The 23,577-nt window shown below is 46.9% G+C and carries 17 protein-coding genes; 14 read left to right on the top strand and 3 right to left on the bottom strand.

From position 1 onward, the window contains the following. Positions 1–54 precede the first annotated feature (54 nt). The 4 genes from hemC to VN23_RS18105 are packed head-to-tail and all read left to right on the top strand — an operon-like array spanning position 55 to position 4,011. The gene (gene hemC / locus VN23_RS18120; RefSeq protein ID WP_442905407.1) at positions 55–999 is read left to right on the top strand and encodes a hydroxymethylbilane synthase; all 945 of its coding nucleotides are present in this window, start codon (positions 55–57) and stop codon (positions 997–999) included. After that, positions 999–1,772 (top strand): uroporphyrinogen-III synthase, encoded by a 774-nt coding sequence (locus VN23_RS18115; RefSeq protein WP_046353822.1) that lies wholly within the window; start codon positions 999–1,001, stop codon positions 1,770–1,772. Before hemC ends, VN23_RS18115 begins: the two co-directional genes overlap by 1 nt. Next, on the top strand, positions 1,769–2,809 hold the full coding sequence (locus VN23_RS18110; protein WP_052746826.1) for a uroporphyrinogen-III C-methyltransferase: 1,041 nt from the start codon (positions 1,769–1,771) through the stop codon (positions 2,807–2,809). Before VN23_RS18115 ends, VN23_RS18110 begins: the two co-directional genes overlap by 4 nt. Next, on the top strand, positions 2,806–4,011 hold the full coding sequence (locus VN23_RS18105; RefSeq protein WP_046353821.1) for a heme biosynthesis HemY N-terminal domain-containing protein: 1,206 nt from the start codon (positions 2,806–2,808) through the stop codon (positions 4,009–4,011). The genes VN23_RS18110 and VN23_RS18105 overlap by 4 nt, the downstream gene beginning before the upstream one ends. Positions 4,012–4,379: 368 nt before the next feature. Here VN23_RS18105 and VN23_RS18100 read toward each other — a convergent pair whose 3' ends face one another. The 3 genes from VN23_RS18100 to VN23_RS18090 all read right to left on the bottom strand — a co-directional run bounded on the left by VN23_RS18100 (position 4,380) and on the right by VN23_RS18090 (position 7,629). Continuing rightward, positions 4,380–4,838 (bottom strand): SixA phosphatase family protein, encoded by a 459-nt coding sequence (locus tag VN23_RS18100; RefSeq protein ID WP_046353820.1) that lies wholly within the window; start codon positions 4,836–4,838, stop codon positions 4,380–4,382. A 194-nt stretch (positions 4,839–5,032) separates the two neighbouring features. Next, positions 5,033–7,111 (bottom strand): polyphosphate kinase 1, encoded by a 2,079-nt coding sequence (gene ppk1 / locus VN23_RS18095; protein ID WP_046353819.1) that lies wholly within the window; start codon positions 7,109–7,111, stop codon positions 5,033–5,035. A 251-nt stretch (positions 7,112–7,362) separates the two neighbouring features. Further along, complete coding sequence (locus VN23_RS18090) at positions 7,363–7,629, bottom strand: oxidative damage protection protein (RefSeq protein ID WP_046353818.1); 267 nt, start codon at positions 7,627–7,629, stop codon at positions 7,363–7,365. Between the two features lie 1,007 nt (positions 7,630–8,636). Here VN23_RS18090 and VN23_RS18085 point away from each other — a divergent pair. The 10 genes from VN23_RS18085 (at position 8,637) to VN23_RS18035 (ending at position 23,245) form a co-directional block, all read left to right on the top strand. Next, entirely contained in the window at positions 8,637–9,416 is a 780-nt protein-coding gene (locus tag VN23_RS18085; RefSeq protein WP_046353817.1) for an ABC transporter permease, read from the top strand. Next, positions 9,413–10,078, top strand: a complete 666-nt coding sequence (locus tag VN23_RS18080) for an ABC transporter ATP-binding protein (RefSeq protein WP_046353816.1) — start codon at positions 9,413–9,415, stop codon at positions 10,076–10,078. The genes VN23_RS18085 and VN23_RS18080 overlap by 4 nt, the downstream gene beginning before the upstream one ends. Beyond that, positions 10,075–11,226: a chain-length determining protein gene (locus VN23_RS18075; RefSeq protein ID WP_046353815.1), complete on the top strand. Its 1,152-nt coding sequence runs from the start codon at positions 10,075–10,077 to the stop codon at positions 11,224–11,226. Before VN23_RS18080 ends, VN23_RS18075 begins: the two co-directional genes overlap by 4 nt. Positions 11,227–11,230: 4 nt before the next feature. Beyond that, positions 11,231–12,943, top strand: coding sequence for a polysaccharide biosynthesis/export family protein (locus VN23_RS18070; RefSeq protein WP_082752838.1), 1,713 nt, complete (start codon positions 11,231–11,233; stop codon positions 12,941–12,943). 25 nt (positions 12,944–12,968) lie between these two features. Next, a complete protein-coding gene (locus VN23_RS18065) occupies positions 12,969–16,520 on the top strand; it encodes a hypothetical protein (protein WP_046353814.1) in 3,552 nt (1,183 codons plus the stop codon). Between the two features lie 102 nt (positions 16,521–16,622). Further along, the gene (kdsA, locus tag VN23_RS18060; protein WP_046353813.1) at positions 16,623–17,456 is read left to right on the top strand and encodes a 3-deoxy-8-phosphooctulonate synthase; all 834 of its coding nucleotides are present in this window, start codon (positions 16,623–16,625) and stop codon (positions 17,454–17,456) included. A gap of 16 nt (positions 17,457–17,472) precedes the next feature. Then, entirely contained in the window at positions 17,473–18,765 is a 1,293-nt protein-coding gene (kdsB, locus tag VN23_RS21600; RefSeq protein ID WP_082752837.1) for a 3-deoxy-manno-octulosonate cytidylyltransferase, read from the top strand. A gap of 21 nt (positions 18,766–18,786) precedes the next feature. Further along, on the top strand, positions 18,787–19,734 hold the full coding sequence (locus tag VN23_RS18045; protein ID WP_046353812.1) for a KpsF/GutQ family sugar-phosphate isomerase: 948 nt from the start codon (positions 18,787–18,789) through the stop codon (positions 19,732–19,734). Further along, a complete protein-coding gene (locus VN23_RS18040; RefSeq protein ID WP_046353811.1) occupies positions 19,734–21,821 on the top strand; it encodes a capsular polysaccharide biosynthesis protein in 2,088 nt (695 codons plus the stop codon). Before VN23_RS18045 ends, VN23_RS18040 begins: the two co-directional genes overlap by 1 nt. After that, positions 21,818–23,245: a capsule biosynthesis protein gene (locus tag VN23_RS18035; protein ID WP_082752836.1), complete on the top strand. Its 1,428-nt coding sequence runs from the start codon at positions 21,818–21,820 to the stop codon at positions 23,243–23,245. Before VN23_RS18040 ends, VN23_RS18035 begins: the two co-directional genes overlap by 4 nt. Positions 23,246–23,577: the final 332 nt, after the last annotated feature.

The raw sequence follows: 23,577 nt of genomic DNA, 5'->3' as shown, positions 1-23,577 counted from the left end.
CATCAGCTAATGATAGAATGCGCCCTTGTTGCACTCATGCTAAAGGATACGCAAGTGACTCTCCCTAATCGCCTTGTTATCGCCACCCGCGAAAGCCCGCTTGCGCTCTGGCAGGCCAACTATGTTAAGGCGAGGCTTGAGGCGCTTTATCCAGCATTGCAGGTTGAATTGCTCGGTATGACCACGCAGGGCGACCGGATTTTAGACGTGACGCTGAATAAAATCGGCGGCAAGGGTTTATTTGTTAAAGAGCTGGAAGCCGCTATCGAGGAAGGCCGTGCCGACCTTGCCGTGCATTCAATGAAAGATGTACCAATGATGTTGCCAGAGGGCTTTACGCTGGCCGCGATTGGCGAGCGGGAAGACCCGCGTGATGCCTTTGTTTCTAATCAATACGATTCGCTGGATCAATTAAGCGCTGGCTGTATCGTCGGCACATCCAGCTTGCGCCGCGAATCACAGCTGCGCGCCCGTTTTCCGCATTTAGTGATTAAACCGCTGCGCGGCAATGTGGGTACTCGTTTAGGCAAGCTGGATGCCGGTGAATACGATGCGATTATTCTGGCAGCAGCAGGGCTGATTCGTTTGGGCTTATCCAGCCGGATTAAAAGCGCTATTTCCCCTAGTGACAGCCTGCCATCCCCTGGGCAAGGCGCATTGGGGATAGAAATCCGCAGCGATCGTGAAGATTTAAAAGCACTGCTCGCGCCTTTAAATCATCCGGCAACGGCGGCATGTGTCACTGCAGAGCGCTCCTTATCACGCCGCTTAGGCGGCTCTTGCCAGATTCCATTAGGCGCATTTGCCGAAGAAGACGATGGCTTTTTACGCCTGCGCGCCTTTATTGCCAACCCGGATGGCAGCGATATTATCTATGCCGAAGGCAATGGCTCTTTGGCGGCAGCGAATGGCTTGGGGCTACAAGTGGCCGAATTACTCTGCACCGAAGGCGCAACAGAGATTTTAAAAAATCTGGCCGCTGCGGCTGCCGCAGAATAATGCAAATACTCAGCGGTTTGCGTTTGTGGGTAACACGGCCCAGCCAGCAAGCAGCAGGCTTAATCGGCTTGCTGCACGCCGCTGGCGCAGACGCAATAAGCTTACCCTTATTAGAAATCGCGCCTCCTGCCGATCCAGCACCGCTGAGCACTGCACTTGCCAATATCGAGCAATTTGATTTAGCCGTTTTTATCAGCCCATCTGCACTCGATGCGGTATTTGAGCAATTAAAACAGCCGTGGCCAGTGGGCTTGGCGGTGGCAGTAGTCGGCCCGGGCAGCGAGAAACGTGCTAGGGAGCTGGGCATTCAGGATGTGATTTGTCCAGCGCTGCAATTTGATAGTGAAGGCCTGCTGCAAGAGCCCAGAATGCAGGTTTTGCAGGGCAAAAAACTGGTGTTATTTCGCGGGAATGGTGGGCGTGAATTATTACCAAACGCCTTACAAGAGCGTGGCGCACTTCTGACTTTAATTACCGCTTACCAAAGACAACCGCCCTGCTTTGATTTAGCACGCTTAACGATGGAATTAGCGACAGGCTGTAATGGCATCGTCATATCCAGTTCAGAAGCGGCGCAACACTTATTTCACCTAGCTGGAGGTGAGGCGCGGCAAGCGTTACAATCACGCTTATATTTCGTGCCTCATCCGCGCATCGCAGAGACGCTGAGCGCTTTGGGTGCCAAACAAATAGAACTTACGGATGCTGGGGATAGCGGTATTTTGCGTGGCATATGTCAACACTTCACAAATCCCCGCCAGGAATCAAAATGACTCAGGACACTTCACAAGACTCGCTCGCAGCAGCACTGCAAACGCCTAACCGTCGCTTTGTACCCCAAACGGCCGTGGTGCTTAGCAGCGTGGCCCTTATTGCCACAGCGGGTGTTTGGCTCTATCAGCAGCAGGCCATGGAGCAATTCAAGCTTGAAGTAAGCCGTCAGCTGGCCGCAAATAAAACCGGCACGGCCGAGTTTAACCAGCAGCTGGCCAACAGTGCAAAATTGCAGGAGCAATTCAGCGCTAAGCTTTCGCTCCTTGAAGCCAAACAAGCAGAATCACTCAGCCAGCAGCAAGCGCTGAATAATATGTACGAAGCGCTCACGCATAATGAAACACATCGTGCCTTATCCGAGATTGAGCAAATTTTGGGCTTTGCCAGCCAGCAATTGCAATTAGGCGGCAATGTAAATGGCGCCCTGCTTGCGCTATCTAATATCGACCAAAAGCTTGTCCAGCTCAATCGCCCCGAGCTGATCAGTGTGCGCCAAAGTATTACCCGTGATATTGATACGCTTAAAGCCCTACCCTATGTGGATGTGATCGGCATTAGCGCCAAGCTCGACAGCCTGATTTCTGGTTTAGAAAATTTACCCTTAGCCATCGATGGCTATCGTCAGGCTGCGCCGCAAATTAAAGAATCGACCAGCAACACCGCATTACTCCGTTTTTCTGATGAAATCTGGCATCAGCTCAAACAGCTGATTCAAATTCGCCGTATGGATAAACCCGAGGCCATGCTGCTCTCTCCTGAGCAAAGCTTTTTTCTACGTGAAAATATCAAGCTAAGGCTGCTCGACGCCCGCACATCTCTACTGCTTAAAGATGAAACCAGCTACCGCAGTGATATCAGCGCTGCCCAGCGTTATTTAGAACAATATTTCGATCAAAAAGCACCGCAAACGGCCACATCAATCGCCACATTAAAGCAACTGTCGTCACAAGATCTGGTGATTAAGCTGCCCGAACTGGGCGCTAGCCTTGCAGCCGTTCGCAGCGCCCGCACCGTAGCAGAAAGGGCTAAGCAATGAGAATCCTGCTTTGGATCATCGCTTTATTTGCACTGGCTGTGGGCCTTACGCTGTTTGCCCAGCTGAATACCGGCTATGTACTGGTGTTTCTGCCGCCGTGGCGCATTGAAGTATCACTCAATGTCTTTGCCATGCTCACGCTGGTCAGCATTGCCCTGCTGTATTTGCTACTGCGCGTAGTGGCCGAATTAGGCGGCCTGCCCCATCAGGTTAAGCAATACCGTGAACGTCAAAAAAGAGAAGCTTCTATCCAGCTTGAGCGCGAAGCACGCTTAGCGTTTTTTGAAGGCCGCTACCAGCGTGCCGAACGTTTGGCTGGCGAAGCGCTCAATCATAGCGAAAACAACGATGCCTACGCAGTAAATGCCCTGCTTGCCACGCGTGCCGCACATCAAATGCGCGATTTTGCCCGCCGCGATCAATATCTGGAAAAACTCCAGCAGCGCTTTGGTAATCAACATTTACCTGCTGCCATGATGGCTGCCGAGCTTTACTTGGATGAGCGCCGTTATGCCGATGCAGGCAATGCACTCGCCGCCGCCAAACAGATTTCTCCAAAGCTTACTGCTGCTTTGCAACTAGAGCTGCGCTTGCGTTTACGTGAAGAAAATCCCGATGCGGTCTTACGTTTGGCAGAGCAGCTAAGCAAAAGTGAGGCGCTGGATGCCGATCAGGCCAGACGAATTCGCAACCAAGCCTACTTGCTCAAACTAAAACAGCAGCCCTTATCCTGCCAGCAGCTCAAAGACTGGTGGAATAAGCTGCCTAGTGCAGATAAAGCACTGCCACAGCTGCTTGAAGCCGTTGCAGACAGCTATAAGAGCCAGGGTGAGCCCGCTTTAGCCCGCACCTTGCTCGAAGAAAGCTTACGCAATGAATGGTCGAGCACCTTGGCTGGCCGTTATGGCTCCTTAGGTTTAACTGGTGAAGCGCTGATTTCTCAGCTGCAACAAGCTGAGCTCTGGCTCAAGCAGCATCCTAAAGATCATTTGCTTCTGCTTACCTTAGGACGACTCTGCCGGGCGAGCAGCCTATGGGGCAAAGCGCAGACCTATCTGGAAGCCAGCATTGCAGTACACCCAACGGCAGTGGCACATTCAGAATTAGCCGAATTACTCGATTCCTTAGATAAAAATGATGCTGCCAGCCAGCACTATCGTGCAAGCTTAGCCTTGGCATTACCGCAAGCCAGCTTGATCTAAAATAATTGTTTAAGGCAAGAAAAAACGGCTGCATTGATATCAATGCAGCCGTTTTGCTTATTTTAGACCTTACTTTTTCTGTGCAGGCAGCTGAGATGGTTTTACATCGCCAGAAAAAGCAATCCAAGCAAATGGTGATGCGCTTTTATTGCGCTCAAAAAAATTAAGCTCGGATGATTTAGGAGGAGTAGTAGGTACAACGGGTTTACGGACTTGCGTATGACTTAGCATTTTATTGCCCCCGAGTAGTATGCATTAGCACATTACACGATCATAACACAATACATTGTAACTATTAACCAATGTTTGACTAGAAACAAGTTATTAACTTTCAGCTACATTAACATTAAGTTTCAATTGCAAAAATATTACAACAAATCCGGCGACATCACCGCGCGTAATAAATAAGTAATTTGCCCTTCTTTTACTCGCCGTTGTAAGCACCAGCAAGCTCCTCGGCGCAGCTCCCAATCCAGCTCTTTATACGCTAAGATCACCGCAGCAACCCGGCCTATCTCAGGCTGGTGGCCCACCAGAACCAATACCTTGCCAGTCTCACGCGGCCAATTACTGACTTCCAGATAAGCCGACGCCTTCGAGCCCGGATTAAGTCTTGCATCTATTTTAAACTGCTTACTTAAAGCCTTGGCCGTTTCCTGGCTACGCAATGCCTCGCTGGCAATCACCGTGATTGCCCCATCAGCAAAACGCTTGCCCAACCAAGCCGCCATTTTCTCTGCCTGTTTACGGCCTTTACTACTAAGGGGGCGAAGTAAATCATCGCCCCCCTCCTCAGCCTCAGCATGACGCCACAAGATCAAATCCATAATCACCCTCCTTGCATGATTTAGCATGGCTAAGGTGAGATCAGGCTAAGCTTTATACTCAATAGGAAATCACGGCTGTAACCCAACAAAAAACAAATTACAAACCGCAACGATATTGGCATTGCAACTAAGCAGATCCACCCCAGGGGCTTATTTGCACATAGCGAAAAGCAGCTTTCAAAAAACGAAACCAATCAACCGCGTGGCTTCACCGTTAGCTCTGCTAACAGCGTCATTTGTGAAGAACGCGATTTACCACCCCGCGCCGTCTTACGGCGATAACGGCCATCAGATTGCATTTCCCACGCCTGAGTGTTATCCACCAAGCTTGGGCGCAAGCTTTCACGAATCACACGGCGTTTGATTTTTGCATTCAAAATTGGGAAAGCGATTTCGATACGGCGGAATAAATTACGCCCCATCCAATCGGCAGACGATAAGTAAACGTCTTCGGCACCATCATTATAAAAATAGAATACACGGTGATGCTCTAATAAACGGCCCACAATAGAGCGCACACGAATATTGTCTGACAAGCCCGGAATACCCGGCCGTAAAGCGCACACGCCACGCACAATCAAATGAATCGTCACGCCAGCTTGCGATGCTTCATACAGCTTTTCGATCACTGTAGGCTCTAGCAAAGCATTCATTTTGGCGATAATCACCGACTTACGCCCCGCCTTTGCATGCGCAATTTCTTTATCAATGTACTTCAGAATATTTGGCTGCAAAGTAAACGGTGCCTGCCATAGCTGATGATGATCCCCCGCCAGACCAAGGCCAGTCAGCTGCATAAATACATCATTCACATCGCTAACGATTTCATCATTGCAGGTCATCAAGCCAAAGTCGGTGTACAGCTTAGTGGTACGCGGATGGTAATTACCCGTGCCAACGTGAGTATAGCGGTGCAAACGCCCTTCTTCGCGCCGCACAATCAGCAGCATCTTGGCATGCGTTTTATAGCCGTACACGCCATACACCACGTGCACGCCAGCCAGCTCCAGCTTAGCGGCCCAATTGATATTCGCCTCTTCATCAAAGCGCGCCATCAACTCCACCACGGCGGTAACTTCTTTACCGCGCCCGGCTGCATCGCATAAGGCTTCCATCAACGCGGATTCCGTACCCGTGCGATAAACCGTCATTTTAATCGCCACCACCTGTGGATCTCTTGCTGCCTGCTGCAACAAATCAATCACGGGTGTAAAGCTTTGATAAGGGTGGTGCAATAAAATATCGCCTTGGCGAATCGCGGCAAACATATCCGGCTGCTTGCGTAGCTCTAGCGGAATCCCCGGAATAAAAGGCTCAAACTTTAAATCAGAGCGCTCAACCTGATCTGGCACCTGCATCAGACGCACCAGATTGACCGGCCCGTTTACCCGATATAAATCAGCATTTTGCAAGCCAAACTGATCACGCAAGAAATCCTGTAAATGCTTAGGGCAATTATCAGCTAGCTCTAAACGCACCGCATCGCCGTAAGAGCGCTGCGACAATTCGCCTTTTAAAGCGGCCCGCAAGTCTTTCAGATCATCATCATCAACCGATAAATCAGAATCACGCGTCACACGGAACTGATAGCAGCCCAACACATGCATACCTGAAAACAGCTCATCCACATGCGCATGCAAAATCGACGACAAGAATACAAAGCCATGCTCTACACCAGAAATCTCGGTCGGCATTTTTACAAATCGCGGCAAAATACGCGGCGCTTGCACAATCGCAATGCCCGAGCTACGGCCAAAGGCGTCGTTGCCTTCCAGCTCAACAATAAAATTAAGCGATTTATTTAAAACACGCGGGAAAGGATGCGAAGGATCAAGCCCGATCGGCGTCAGAATCGGCATCAGCTCACGAAAGAAAAAATCACGAACCCACTCGCGCTGCTCATCTGTCCACACGCTGCGACGGAAAAAATGAATCCCCTCTTTAGCCAAGGCAGGGAACATGACTTCCAGCAACAAACTATATTGGCGATCAACCAAATCGTGCGCTTCACGCGTGACCAGCTCAAAAGCCTGTAAAGACGTCATACCCTCCGGCAACAGCCGTGTTGGATTAAGCCGCATATTTTCTTTAAGCCATGCCACGCGCACTTCAAAAAACTCATCCAGATTGGACGACACAATGCACAGAAACTTCAAACGCTCCAACAAAGGATTACTTGCGTCTTCCGCCTGGGCCAATACCCGACGATTAAACTCTAACAACCCCATTTCACGGTTCAGCATTAATTGATTGTCAGCAGGTTTGTAACTCATCACTCTTCTCAGAATAAATAGCTCATCAAAAAACGGATGAAAAGAAACACAACTCAGCCTGCCAGATGCCCAGATCCGTTCACTACGTAGCCTTTAGGCCAGCAGAAAACCTGATCGCCGCTGGCTTGAAACAAAGCAGCAAAATCACATGGCATTGAGTTGTAAATCTTAAATACACCACCGTTTTGCAATGGGCATAAATGGGGTTGTAGAAAAAACAAAGGCCACTATAAGTGGCCTGTGCTTAACTTTTATTGCGGCACAAAGCCCGCGGGCATTTCTGCACCATCGCCAAAGAAATAATTCTCTAACTGCTGCTGCAAATACTGCCGCGCGCGCGGATCAGCCAAACTCAGACGGTTTTCATTGATCAACATGGTTTGATGCTTAATCCAAGCCTGCCATGCTTCTTTAGACACATTCTCGAAAACCTTCTTACCCAAAGCACCCGGCAGCGGCGGAAAATCCATCCCCTCAGCTTCACGGCCCAGCTTTACACAGTTCACAGTGCGGCTCATTAGTATCACCTTAATAATATTACATTTATGTTTCTAGAAAATGACAAAAACCTGTTTATGACCGGCTTTGCGAGCAATGGCATACAGAGACACACAAGCAGATTTTTCATCCGGCAATTCATTCAAGAAGCTTTTACTGATTATACCAGAGCAGCGTGGTACCACAGAAAGAGGGAGGGATTACGCATACATAAGAGTAAAAAATCTTTATACGTAAGTATTTACTAAAAATATCAAGCAGCTTTGCTATCGAGTCACGGCACCAATCAAACTAAAACTTACTCATCATAAAATAAAATTACCAAAAACAAATGTTTGGCAATTTTATTGAAAGCAAACAAATAACCACAAAATGACATACTAAAAATACTTACAAAAATGAATAACCACATCGAGTAAATACAAACTATGCCTTTTTATGCTCTGAAATCAGCCCATAAAAATGTGAAAAGCATATAAATAATCGACTAAAATCTTACTAACAACAAAAGATATATTGAAAGCAAAAAACCATAAATCACACTCAGATCGAGCTAAATCAAACAAAAAAAACTGTAAATATTTACAAAAATTACCACGACATAATCATACTCGAAAAATAAAACACATTAAAACAACACCATAAACAAGTGTTTTTATATGGATAAAACTAACACCGATGATAACGACTCCTATTATTGACACGTTAATTCAGAGTGTTTACATTCAGCGTCAATGTAATAAAAGATTAACGCAAATGTCATACAAAAATGACATTCAAATTACTCTACACGCTTTAACACCTCTTTCTCACTTACATCAAAAAGCTAGTTGATCATTTAGTGAGGCTAAACAACTCATTAATTTGGCTAATTAGATGTATCAATCAATTAAAAAAATAAAAACGTCTTATCAAGCAGGGCTGCTTGAACATAAGAATTTGGCCATGCCAGACTTTTATGCCGATAAGCAACGCTCGCTCAACTCCGCCCCCTCTACCCCCGCTCTAAACCAGAGTGCCAAATAAAATGGCCCGCAGCGCCACAGCCATCACCTTGGCTGTTTGGAAAGCCTTATTTCTACGCGAAGCTGTCAGCCGCTTATTTTCTGGCCGCGCCACTTGGTTTTGGCTGCTGGCCGAGCCGATGTTTCATGTGGCATATCTGGTTTTTATTTTTACCGGCATTCGCGTAAGCAATATCGGCGGCATCGATACCACCATCTGGATTATGGTCGGCATGCTGGCCTACTTTATGTTTACCCGTACTAGCACCCAAGTCATGAATGCGGTGAATGCTAATCAAGCCCTCTTTGCCTACCGACAAGTAAAACCGGTTGATACCGTACTGGTGCGTGGCGCACTAGAAGGCTTTCTGATGATTCTCATCAGCAGCATTTTGCTGATGTGCGCCGCACTGTTTAATCACCCCGTTGCCCCTAGTAACCCTCTAGCGGTACTCGAAGCTTTTTTCGGACTGTGGCTAGTTGGCTTAGGCTTTGGCTTGGTAACGTCTATTTTCAGCGAGCTCATCCCAGAGCTTGGCAAGATCATCGGCTTAATCATGATGCCGCTATATATGATGTCCGGCGTGATGTTCCCTATGGCTACTGTACCGCAGCCCTACCGCGACTGGCTGTTGCTCAACCCTGTAGCTCATGGCCTAGAGGCCGCACGGCTTGGTTTTGCAGGCAATTACCACCCCGTACCCGAGCTGAGTATTACTTATATCTACAGCTTTGCCCTTGTCAGCATCTTTTTAGGCTTGGCTTTACACCGCCGTTTCGCCCAAAGGCTGACCACTAAATGATTATTGCCCGAGATGTGCATAAGCGTTACCTCACCGATCACGGCCCCGGCAAATGGGTATTGCAAGGCGTTAATTTTACGATTCCACCCAAGCTAAATGTCGGGCTGATTGGCGCGAATGGCGCGGGTAAATCCACCCTCTTACAGATTGTGGCAGGTGTCGATCACCCCAATAAAGGCAGCGTAGAGCGCCAGTGCAAAGTGTCTTGGCCGATGGGCTTTGGCGGAGGCTTGCAAGGATCCTTAACTGGCCGGCAAAACTCCAAATTTGTCTGCCGCATTCACGGCCACGAAGACGATATCCCCGACCGGCTGGCTTTTATTCAAGATTTTGCCGAAATTGGCGACGCCTTTGATCACCCCGTCAAAAGCTATTCATCGGGCATGAAAGCAAGGCTGCAATTTGCTATGTCTTTAGCTTTTGATTTCGACGTGTATATCTCCGACGAAGTGACCTCGGTTGGCGATGCCGCATTTCGCGATAAAGCCGCTGCCGCCTTTAAAAATCTAGCCGACAAAGCTGGGCTGATTATGGTGGCGCATGGCGAGACCACACTAAAGCAATTTTGCTCCGCAGGCATTTGGATTCACGACGGCAAGGCGCACTGGTTTGACCAGATTGACGACGCGCTAAAAGCATATAAAGACACATTAAAGAAATGATTAAAAAATTTAGAAATGGCCGTGTCGCTAAAACATGGGCCAGAAACCGCCGAAAATGGTCGCCGCAGCTCAAGCGCAACCTGATTTTTACCATCGCCCTATTTGCATTTGTGCTATCGGCCTTTTACTGGCTGACCCTTGCATCAGATCGCTATGTATCTACCGCACATGTAATTATTCAACGTACTGACGTGGCCGGTGGCCAAGCGATGGATTTCTCTAGCTTACTGGGAGGATCTGGCGGCAACCGCGCCGATCAGCTGCTGCTACGCGATCATCTGCTCTCTATCGACATGCTTAAAAAGCTCGATACCCGCTTAAATCTACGCGCCCACTACAGCGATAGCCATCACGACCTGCTATCCCGCATGTGGTCCTCGGATAACTCTATAGAGCATTTTTATAACTATTACCTATCCCGTGTGAGCGTGGAATTTGACGACTACACCGGCGTGCTGATTATCAAAGCCCAAGGCTATGACTCAAAAATGGCCCAAGCCATCACCACCTTGCTGGTGCAAGAAGGTGAACTATTTATGAATGCAATAGCACATAGCCTAGGTAAAACGCAGGTTGAATTTCTAGAAAAACAAGTGATTACCATGAACGAGCGCTCCATCAAAGCGCGCCAAGCGGTATTAAGCTACCAAAACAAACAGGGCCTTGTTTCCCCACAAGCCGCAGCAGAAAACATTGTCGGCATCGTGGCTAAACTAGAAGCACAACGCACCGAACTAGAAACCCAACGTAGCGCACTACAATCCTATTTAGTGCAAGACCACAGCAGCATTATTCAGCTAAATCAGCAAATTGAAGCCATCAATAAGCAGCTCGCCCAAGAGCAGGCCAAGCTGACCTCGCCCACAGGCAAGCCACTTAACCGCACGGTAGAAGAATTTCAGCGCCTGGAAATGCAGGCTGCCTTTGCCCAAGACGTTTACAAAGTAGCACTGGTTGCGCTGGAAAAAGGCCATATCGAAGCTACCCGCATGATCAAAAAAGTATCGGTAATTCAAACCCCAAGCCAGCCCGAATACCCACTAGAACCACGCCGCTATTACAACACGCTGGTATTTATGCTCGTCATTATGCTTATAGCAGGTGTGGCGCAGCTGCTGGCCGCCATTATTCGCGACCATAAGGACTGACCCCATGAAAATCGCCTCCGCCCTAATCAGCATGCTGGCACTACTTTGCGCCGCACCCGCTATGGCCGCCAGCCCGTTTGAAATAAGCGCCGTTCAAAAGCAGACAGCAAAGCAAGAGCAACAACTTGCCAGACTTGCCTCCCCGGCAGATGAACAGCCCTCGGCAGAGCCACCTCAGAGCTATGATTACAGCACCAATCTAAAAAGTGATGTGTTTGGTGCCAACCTGTTTACCGGCGCATTTGCCCGCGCAGGCGCGACGCAATTCAACCCTGATTACGCCGTAGCTGTGAGTGACAAAATCCAGATTCGCCTGTGGGGCGCGTTTGATTTTGATACCAAGCTGACAGTAGACCCCAAGGGCAATATTTTTCTGCCCCATGTTGGCCCCGTCACCGTCTTGGGCGTGCGTAATCAAGATTTACAACGCATTGTTGAAGCCGCCGTTGCCCGCACTTTTCGCAGCAATGTAAACAGCTACGCCAGCCTAGCCGCAGCCCAACCCGTGCGCGTATTTGTCAGCGGCTTTGTAAACCGCCCAGGCCTCTATAGCGGCACCAGCATGGACAGCCTGCTGCACTATCTAGACCAAGCAGGTGGGATAGATGCGGAGCGCGGTTCATTCCTAAACGTGCAAGTAAAGCGCGGCCAAACCATCCGTGCCAGCGCCAATCTTTACGACTTCTTACTAAACGGCACCATGCCGCTGATTCAACTGAGCGATGGCGACGTTATTTTTGTAGCGCCACGTCAACGCAGCGTAAAAGTAAGCGGCCTAGCCGCCAATGCCAAACGCTTTGAATTTAGCGATCAGACACGCACCGTTGCCGACCTGATCAAAATTACCAAGCCCAACGCCGCCGCCACCCATGTGCGCGTGATTCGCAACACCGGTAGCATCAAAAATATCGAATACTACCCACTAGGCGATGCCGCCAGCGTGGTGCTACAAAATGGCGACGAACTGGAATTCACCGCCGATAAAAAACCCGGCAGCATCACCGTGCGGGTAGAGGGTGAGCACAACAGCGCCCAAGAATACGTACTGCCCTACGGCACACGCATGAGCCAGCTGCTAGCGCAAATCCAATACACCGATCATTCCGATCAAGCCAACCTGCAGCTATTTCGCCAAAGCGTAAAAGTCCGGCAAAAACAAATGCTCGATACCTCGCTGCGATCATTAGAAGCCGCCGCCCTCACCGCCCGATCAGGCACCAGCGATGAAGCCCGTCTGCGTAAAGAAGAATCAGAGCAGATCTTGCAATGGGTAGAACGCGCTAAAAAAATCGAACCAAGTGGCCAAGTTGTCATCGCCCAAGCCAGCAGCCGTGATCAGCTACTACTAGAAAACGGCGACGTATTACGCGTGCCCATCAAAGACGGCCTAGTACTGGTCAGCGGCGAAGTGCTCTTCCCCAACGCTGTGGCTTTCGACCAAACACTACAGCTAGACGATTACATCAACCGTGCCGGTGGCTACACCCAAAACACCGACGTAGCCCGCATCATCGTCGCCCGCCGAGATGGCAGCTTTAACGAAGCCAGCAGCGAAACCGGCATCTTTGGCTCCGCCAAAAGCAAAATCGCCATTCAATCTGGCGACGAGATTCTGGTACTGCCAAAAATCGACGTGAAATCAAGGCAGATTTGGAAAGATATGACACAGATTATTTATCAGATAGCAGTTGGTGCAAAAGTAGTATTTGGCTTGTAATTAAATCAAAAGGCAATATATAAAAATGAATATTTTATTCTTAACTGAATTAAAACCAGAATTATCTAGTGATTTTAGAAATGGGTCCGTCAAGGACTACATTTTCCAAATGAACAATATGGTCAATGCGATACCTGATATTGAGTGCAGACTGTTAATTGCTGAAGAAACAGCAGATTCATTAGCCTCTGAAAATAACAAAATTGTTCATAATTTCAAAACGCATGTTGTTTCTGCAAAGCAAGTTGACAATATACTTAATTCGGATAGTTTAAGTGAAAATTGGTATAATAAAGCCTATTCTGAAGAACAACTTAATGACATTGCCCATTTACTTAGGAAAATTACTGGCGATTTTATTCCAGATGCAGTAATTATTCATGAATCACATGCTCCATACGCTAAACTAGCATGGCCAAATGCAGTCGTTCTCCATCAGATGTTTGGTCTTACTTACCGTGCACCATATCCACAACTAACTCAATACGACCCATCAGGCTTATACAATAATTCCATACTAGTTAAAGATTCAGAGAAAATTAAATCTATCACATTAAGTGAAAACGAGAAAAAAACCATTAAAGAAATAAAGGGCTGGTTTGCAACTCAAACCATCGCTCACGACCCACTATGGTTAAATATCGAACCTTGGCAACATCGTTTTGATAAGCTGATTCTTTGTCCGCTACAAGTAGATGGATATTATGCATTTGATGCGTGTAGTGAATATAACTCTCAATTAGAATTCCTAGAAGATGTACTTTCAAAGACCCCAAAAAATTGGGGTGTAGTTGTTACTGAACACCTTGCTTACACTGAACTACTAACAAGTCCAGTACTGGCCCGTCTAAAACGAGAGTACAGTAATCTAGTATACCTGCCAGAATCAAAAAAAGTACCCAATGCATCACAAGCTTTACTTGTGCATATGGATGCAATTGTTACCGTTTCTAGTTCATTGGCATATCAGGCAATGTTTTTTGATATACCTGTAATTAGCGCAGGTAAATCTCACATAAATGCATTCTCAACATGTAGCCTTGAAAATATAGAAAATACATTCAAGGATCATAATGGAGAAATTTTCCTCCCTGTCCTATTTTTCCTTCTAACTAGATTGCATCATGTTCGAAAAACAGTTATCGACAATGGTGCAGCTCATTACTCTTTAATATCTACTATTGTAAATAATGTTAGAAATGGGTGCATTGGAATTGACGCTCTTCCTGTACAAAAAAATCTAGATGAAGTTTTCAAAGACCTTAAAAATAATTCACAATGGAAAATATGGTCACGCGAACTTGAAAATAAGCAAATAAAAACCACGCCAAATCCTGCATTACTCAATATTTGTTTTGCAGATGCAATTAGCTGGGATTTATTTGACACATTAGTTCAGCGTCCATTTATCCAGCCCCATGAGCTATTTCAAGCAATAGAACCAATTGTAAGAAAAATAACAAAAAACATATATATTCCTTTTCATCACTTACGTCGAGAAGCTGAACGTTTAGCACGTTCTGAACATAACCATAGAATTGAGATCACATTTGATGAAATATATCATCAATTTGAAAGAATTTCTGGACTAGAGCCACACATTGTCTCTCAGATAAAAGAAACAGAGATAAAAGCAGAGTTGAATTTTATTCAACCAAAGAATGGAATGTTACGTACTTGGCGTATGGCTGGGTGTTTTGGAAAGCCGCGCTCAATTATTACAGATATTTATTTTTCACAAGAGATTATTGAAGAAATCCTAAGAAAAAACGGCCTTACAAACTATGACATACTTCTTGTTTCTTCTGAGCTCCGCATACGGAAAGAAGATGGGACAATGTACCCGCATTATTTATCTCAAGTTCGTCGACAATTCCCAAAATCAGAAACATTACTCCATATAGGAGATAATAATCGTGCAGATGGTGAAATGGCATCACGACATGGGATTAAAACATTAATAATTCCTAAATCTATCGACTTATTGAAACAAACTGCACTTGGCAAAATGTATGCAGCACCATTGGCATCACTTAATGCTATGTCTTCTGCTGTAATTGGGCTTACCGCTAATCGTTTTTTCTCTTCCCCCAATACTGGGTATAATAAAGAAAGTGCTGTTGATGCCAATTTATTTGACTTTGGATACGCCATGCTTGGCCCATTTGTAGTTGGGTATACTCAATGGGTACAACGTCGTTTAAAAGCTTTAAAAGCAGATAATGCATATTTCTTAGCACGCGATGCATATTTGCCAATGCGTGTTTATGAAATATTAAAAGATGATAATGATGGATTGCCTGAGGCTCAATATTTATATTGCTCTAGACGATCAGCAGTTGTCCCTGCCCTTGCTGGAAATCCAAGTGCAGTGAAAGAAATAGCGACCTTGAACTTTGGTACTATGCCATTAAATGAATTATTAAGCTCTAGATTTGGATTATCTGCTTCTGATTTATCAGCAGAGAAACTAATAGATCTAGGTTTACGAGCTGATGGTAAATCAAAAGTTAGTTACCCACGTGACATTCCATTAGTAAATAAAGTAATCAATGCGTTTATGCCGGAAATTGAAAACCAATCACAAAAGGAAAAGAAAACATACCTTCGCTATCTTTCTGAAATTGGCATAACTGATCCAAATATGAAATCCGCATTAATTGATATCGGTTATTCAGGTACAATGCAACGAAAAATGACCGAATTAACAGGGATTAACTATCACGGTTTATATGTATTAACTCATGATTATGTGATACATACCTTTAAGGATGAAACCTTTGAAGGATGGCTAGCCAGTTTTGACAATCAAAGATCATCAATCAGGCATGATACGAATAATTATATTCCTCTTTTAGAAAGCTTACTTTCCTCAGAAGAGGCAAGCTTAGTATGCTATGAGGAAAATAATAAAGGTGATTTAATTGCTAATTTCTTAGAGGTTTCTAACGAAAAAGATCGTGTAGCATTTATACGCCAGCTACATCAGGGAGCATTACAATTTGCAAAAGACTGGAAATCAACATTTGGTAGTCTAGACAAAGATGCTTTTGAGCTTTCACCAGCTATTTCGTCATATCCATTATTGCAAACATCTCGCACGCCGAATGAACATGACATGCAAATATTTCAAGGGTTGATTCTGGAAAATTTATTTGCTGGAGCCGAATTTAATGTAATTTCAGATCCTAGTCCTTATCTAGACAAATCAGGAAAACTAAACCGACAAATTTATGAGCGGCTAATATCAGAATCAAAATGGAAAGAAGGCGCCATTGCTGCTTATAAAAAATATTTGATACAAACAAATGTTGTAGCAGACAGAATTACAAGCACAACAACAGCGCCTGAAATTACTATCAATCATTCTGCTAAGCCAACCATTAACAAAAATTCAAGCCTAACAAATAAAGAAAAACGTAGAATTAAACTAATAGAGCGTCCGGATAGATTCTTCGCAGATAGTCAACATGTAATTCTCCGACCTTTGCAGCACTTGTTTGGGAAGAATGCCACAGGTGCAGTAATGCATAAATTGCTACTAAGCATTATTTCAAATAAAAAATATATTCATTAAAAATACAAATGGCCACTACAAATTGTAGTGGCCAAACCACATATACATCCTCATTAAATACATGATTTATGATTAATATTTTTTAGTAACGGCTCTCTGACAATGAATAATTTTACCACTATTAAGAATAGCGCCCCTTTTACCCTCTTCGGCGGCATCAACGTCCTAGAGTCCAAAGATTTCGCACTTAAAACCTGCGCTGAATATATAAGGGTTACGCAAAAACTGGGGATTCCTTACGTCTTTAAAGCGAGTTTTGATAAAGCCAATCGCTCTTCAATTCACTCCTATCGCGGGCCGGGTTTGGAGGAAGGTTTGCGGATTTTTGAGGCGGTGAAGGCTGAGTTTGGCGTACCTATGCTTACAGATGTGCACGAGCCTTGGCAGGCTCAGCCGGTGGCAGAGGTGGTAGATATTCTGCAATTACCGGCATTTTTGGCACGGCAAACTGATCTGGTGGTGGCCTTGGCGAAGACTGGCCGCATCATCAACATCAAGAAGCCACAGTTTTTAAGCCCTTCTCAAGTACTTAATATCGTTGATAAATTTAAAGAAGCAGGCAATGAGCAACTGATTCTTTGTGATCGTGGCACTTGCTTTGGTTATGACAATCTAGTGGTGGATATGCTGGGCTTTGGGGTGATGAAAAAGGTTTGCAATGACTTGCCGATCATTTTTGATGTAACTCATTCCTTACAACAACGCGATGCTATGGGCGCGGCTTCCGGTGGGCGCAGGGCGCAAGTTTTGGAGCTGGCCCGTGCAGGTATGGCGGTCGGTTTGGCGGGGCTTTTCCTAGAAGCGCATCCCAATCCTGATCAAGCAAAATGCGATGGTCCAAGCGCCTTGCCATTAGATCAGTTAGAGCCTTTCCTTACGCAAATTAAGGCTGTGGACGATTTGGTGAAATCTTTTGCTCCCCTGCATATTGCTTAATTAAGAGAGCCCTGCTTTGAATGATTTAACTGCAAAACGTCTGGTTATTGTGATTCCTGCCCGCTATGGCTCTAGCCGCTTACCGGGCAAGCCATTAGCCGATATTCTGGGTAAGCCAATGGTGCAGCATGTGTATGAGCAGGCACTTAAAGTGCCGCATATCCATAAAGTGCTGATTGCTACTGATGATGTACGCGTCGCCGATGCAATACAGCTGTTTGGAGGGGAATATGTAATGACCTCGCCCGATCATCCATCAGGTACAGATCGCCTTACTGAAGTCATGCGCCAGATCGATGCAGATATTTATATCAACTTACAGGGCGATGAGCCATTAGTACGCTCCGCTGATATTGCAAAACTGGCGGCGGGAATGTGCGCCGATGAAACGGTGCAAGTCGGCACACTCTGCCACCCTATTCCTCATAAAGAAGCCAGTAATCCCAATACGGTAAAAGTGGTGCTCGCCAGCAATGGCGATGCGCTCTACTTTAGCCGCGCGCCCATTCCTTATCCCCGTGATGACGAGAGCAGCGCCTGCTATCTGAAGCATGTGGGCGTGTATGCCTATCGACGTGAAGTACTGGAGGCTTACGCCCAATTGCCACAAACCATGCTTGAGCAAGCAGAAAAATTAGAGCAATTGCGCCTGCTGGCTGCGGGCTTACGCATCCGTGCTTTTGAAGTAGAGCCAACGGGCCCGGGTGTTGATACGCCAGAATGCTTGGCACATGTAAGGGCGATCATGGCTCGCTTACCAACGCAGCGTCAGCCCTCGCTAGCAGAAACCAAGCTGGTGATTACCGATGTGGATGGCGTGCTTACAGATGGTGGCTTGTATTACGACGCGACAGGTGAATGCCTGAAACGTTTTCATGTGCGTGACGGCCTAGGCATTCGCTTACTGGAGGAAAGCGGCATTCGGGTGGCGGTGTTATCAGGCCGAGACTCAGCCACCTTGCGTAAACGTGTCGCAGATTTAGGTGTGACCTTGCATCAGTTTGGCGTAAAGGACAAAGCACGCGCCTGCTTTGAGCTAATGGCACAAGCCCATGCCCAAGTGCACCAAACCGTTTGCGTCGGTGACGACAGTATTGATCTGCCTGCATTCGAGGTATGTGGCCTCTCCTTCGCGGTGGCAGATGCACCCTCTTATGTAAAAGCCAAAGCTAGCCACGAATTAAAAACGCAAGGTGGAGCAGGTGCATTCAGAGAATTGGCCGATATGATTTTGCTAGCCCAAGGCAAAGAAGATGTATTTGGCACTGCCAAAGGCTTTTCTACCGTTATGAATGGCATTACGCAGTAATACATTAAATAGAGAACCAAAATGACTGCAGTTATTTCACAAGCTAAAAATATCGTGGCAATTGAGATTCAAGCCCTTAGTGCAATGGCGGATCGAATTGACGGAAGCTTTCAAAAAGCCATTGATATTATTTTAAATGCCAAGGGCCGGGTGGTCGTGGTGGGCATGGGCAAATCGGGCTTGATCGGAAAAAAGATTGCGGCAAGTATGGCATCTACCGGAACTGCAGCATTTTTTGTTCACCCCGGTGAGGCTTTTCATGGCGATCTGGGCATGATTCAACCATCAGACGCGGTGCTGATGATCTCTAATAGTGGCGAAACAGAAGAACTGATTCGCCTGCTGCCATTCTTAGTGCATCAAGAAAACCGCGTGATTGCCATGACCGGCAAAATGAAATCCACCCTCGCCAAACACGCCGACGTAGTACTGGATATTTCTGTAGAACGAGAAGCCTGTAATAACAACCTAGCCCCAACTTGCTCTACCACTGCAACTTTAGTGATGGGTGATGCACTGGCGATTGTTTTATCCACAAAGTATGACTTTCAGATTGAAGACTTTGCGCGCTTCCACCCCGGCGGCAGCTTAGGCCGCCGCCTGCTGACCCGTGTTGCGGATGTAATGCGTAAAGATAATTTGCCGGTTTGCCAGCAGGAAGACTCGTTCAGAGATGTGGTGCATATCATTAACAGCGGGCGCTTAGGCTTGGCTTTAGTGATGGAAAACGATGAGCTGCTGGGCATCATTACCGATGGCGATATAAGGCGTGCCTTTGATTCTGATCTTGATTACAAGCAAGTCAAAGCAGCACACATCATGAGTAAAAATCCTAAATGCGCCTCACCTGATGAACGTTTTGTAGATGCGGAAGAACGTATTCGCATCGCAAAAGTGAATGCATTAGTGGTTAAAAATAATATGAATAAGGTCGTTGGAATCTTGCAGATTTTCGATATAGATAATTAATGCCTGTAAAAAATATTAATAGAATTGGCATTTACTCCAGCGGCATTCTTCGTATTCCTTGTTTAAGTGCTTTAGTTGGCGCAGAAATCTGTCCTATTAGAGCTATCAATCTTCAACAAGTAGACGCATTTGCAGGCTGGGGCAAACGCCCAAGCAGCAAAAAACCAAGAGCAAAAGCAGCTCAACTTGGCCTTCCTTTTCTTGCACTAGAAGACGGTTTCTTACGCTCGCATAACACTGGTGAGCACAGCCCCCCTTTGGCTCTTGTGCTCGATGCTGAGGGTATTTACTACGATTGCACCGGCCCTTCGGCTTTAGAAAGTTTACTGAATTCTAAAGCTGATTTGCTGGCGAATGTCGCGGCGGATGTGGCGCGGGCTAAGGCTTTGCTGCTGCAGCATCAGCTGAGTAAATACAATCATGCGCCGGTGTTGGATCTGGCTTTGCTGCGCGGTGATGACCACCAGCGGGTGCTGGTGATTGATCAAACTGCTGGCGATATGAGCGTAGTTTTGGGTGGTGCGAATGCGGCTAGTTTTAGCCAGATGCTGGCCTCGGCTTACGCCGAAAATCCTGATGCTACGGTTTATGTAAAGACGCATCCAGAGGTTACGTCAGGGCGCAAGCAGGGCTATTTAAGCCATGTGCAAGATGATGCCCGCACGGTGGTGTTACGCCAAGCGATTAATCCGCTGAGCCTTATTGAGCAGATGGATAAAGTGTATGTGGTGACGTCCACCATGGGTTTCGAGGCTTTGCTAGCGGCGAAACCGGTCAGTGTATTTGGCATGCCTTGGTATGCGGGCTGGGGCATGACGGACGATCGACTACCCTGCCCGCGCCGTACTCAGCACCGCTCGGTGGATGAATTATTTGCGGCGGCGTATTTCCATTACAGCCGTTATTTAAACCCAGTGAATCATCAACCCGGCACTATTTTTGATGTGATTGATTGGCTGATTTTGCAGCGAAAAATGGCCAACCGTTATTCTGGCCGAATGATTGGTGTGGGCTTTAGGCGCTGGAAGGCAGTGAATATCAAGCCGCTGTTATCGCTGCATGCTGGGCAAGTTTTATTTGTAAAAGATGCGGCTCAGGCGGCGGGCTTAAAGCTGCAAGCGGCGGATTGCTTGGTGTTTTGGGGACGGCAAGCGCCTAAAGGTGTGGCAGAGCTGGCGGCCTCAGCTGGCTCGCGGCTGCTACGCATGGAGGATGGCTTTGTGCGCTCGGTGGGCTTAGGCTCAGATTTAATCCGCCCGCTGTCGCTAGTGCTAGATGAGCAGGGGATTTATTTTGACCCTAGCCAAACTTCTGCTTTGGAGCACATCTTAAACACCACGCAATTTTCTGATGAAGAATGCACGCGCAGCCAGCATTTACGCCACTTCATCACTCAGCATGGCATCAGTAAATATAATTTAGAACCACGTGATATCGCCCAATGGCCCAGCACTGGCAAAGAAGTTGTGCTGGTGCCAGGCCAAGTCGAAGACGATGCTTCGATTCGCTATGGTTGCAGCGATATTAAAACCAATCTGGGCCTGCTGCAGGCGGCCAGAGCGGCGCATCCCGATGCATTTATTGTCTACAAACCGCATCCCGATGTGATGTCTGGTAACCGGGCGGGCAAGCTGGCACTGGCTCAGGCGCTGCAATTTGCCGATTTTGTGGAGGCTAGGCTATCGGTGGTCAGCTGCATCGATGCCTGCGATGTGGTGCATACCATGACTTCTCTCACCGGCTTTGATGCGCTGCTGCGTAATAAGCGAGTGGTGGTGTATGGCCAGCCATTCTATGCGGGCTGGGGGCTAACTAAAGATGTACTAAGCGAAGGGACAGCCTTTGCCCGCCGCACTCGGCAATTATCGCTCGATGAATTGGTAGCAGGCACCTTATTGGATTACCCGCTGTATTGGGATTGGGCTTTAAAAGGCTACACCTGCTGCGAGGCGGTATTGCAGCAGATTATTCAAACCCGCAATACGCTTGAAGCCCAAAATGGGCTGGAAAAACTGCGCGTTGGCTTGGTACGCCGCCAATTACGCAAGCTTAATATATTGGCGAAAGCTTGGATTTTTAAATCATGATTAATGAAGGTATTCAGGCATTTGCTGGCAAACGCGTGCTGTTATTACAAGGGCCGGTTTCCACATTCTTTGCCCGCCTGGCAAAAGATTTACGCAATACTGGGGCAGAAGTTTTTAAAGTTAATTTTAATGCCGGCGATTGGTTTTTTTATCCGCGCAATGCCATCAATTATCAAGGCAAGATGGAAGATTGGCCTGCCTATTTTGAGGCGCTTATTCAACACTTGGATATTGATGCCATTTTATTATTTGGCGATTGCCGCCGCATTCATCAGGATGCGCACGCTATTGCTGATAAGCATGGCTTAGAAATCGGCGTATTTGAAGAAGGTTATGTGCGGCCTGATTACATTACGCTGGAGCGATTTGGCGTAAATGCTTATTCCAAATTATCCCGCAACCCTGCGGATTATCAGGAAAAAACACCTGTCCCCAAAAAACAGCCTGTGGGTAATGCGTATTGGGCCATGATTTGGTTTGGATTTTGGTATGGCAGCATTGCGGCCTTAGGCAAAGTTTTCTTTAGACATTATCAGCACCACCGCCCTTTATCGCTGCTTGAGCTTTTCCCATGGATGCGCTCGGCGCGGCGCAAACAATGGCATCGCTGGGCAGAGCGCGGTATTCAAGAAGAGCTGATCACCCATTGGGATAGGCAATTTTTTCTAGCGCCCTTGCAGGTATTTAATGATTCGCAAATCACCGTGCATGCAGGTTTTGATGGTGTAGAGCACTTTATTGAAAGCACGCTGCTCTCCTTTGCCCAACATGCGCCCAAAGACACGCTACTTGTTTTTAAGCATCATCCAATGGACAGAGGCTATCGGGATTACACTGGGCTGATCACAAAGCTGGCCCGTCAGGCCAAAGTAGCAACACGGGTGCTGTATATCCATGATCAACACTTACCCACCTTGCTTAATCATGTACGCGGCGTGGTGGTGGTGAACAGCACCGTAGGTTTATCTGCCCTACATCACGGCGCGCCGACTATTACCTGCGGCAATGCCATGTATGATATTACTGGCCTGACCTATCAAGGCGGGCTGGATCAATTCTGGCAAGCGGCCCCCAACGCCAAGCCGGATAACGGCTTATATCTGCACTTTAGAGATCATTTGGTGGCCAAAACTCAGCTCAATGGCAGCTTTTATAAGCCGCTGAAAATGCTTGAATCATATAGCGGGCTAGTTTGGGGTACTCCTAAAAACACATCTCAGCTACAAGCAGTGGCGACCAAGCCTATTACCCCTGCAAGCCACACCCAGCCAAAACCCAAAGCTGTTGTATTCACCAAGCCAGAGCCATTAATCAGCAAAAACCCCGAGCAGAGCCCGATCACCCATGGTGAAAACGCCTGTAGATATACCTCAATCACGCCCATTCTTACCATTGCGCATAGCATCATGCTGTTGACAATGTAGTGCGACGCAATCCCCCCTGACACCACCTGACGCTCATCGCAGGGCGTAATACAGCCAAGCATTTTTTTGCTTGGCTGTATTACGCCGCATGGGGATTACCAGCATAGGGCGTTGCGTACTTTTCAGCATTGCTCGCGGATTGCACTCCAATCCTATCAACTTAGGCTTCATAAATTAAATCAATATTCGTAGGGTGTACAACGACGAAGCCAGAGCCCAGAAAGCTGGTGCGCAAGAAAACTAACTTGCACACCCTACGAAAAACCATACTTTGCTTTGACCTTAAGTTGATAGGGTTAGACTTCACCCACCCTACAAAAGATGCGCTGCAT

It is taken from the genome of Janthinobacterium sp. B9-8, assembly GCF_000969645.2.
GTDB lineage: Bacteria > Pseudomonadota > Gammaproteobacteria > Burkholderiales > Chitinibacteraceae > Iodobacter.
The sequence above is the reverse complement of the archived record's forward strand: the minus strand, read 5'-3'. Positions and strand labels throughout refer to the sequence as shown.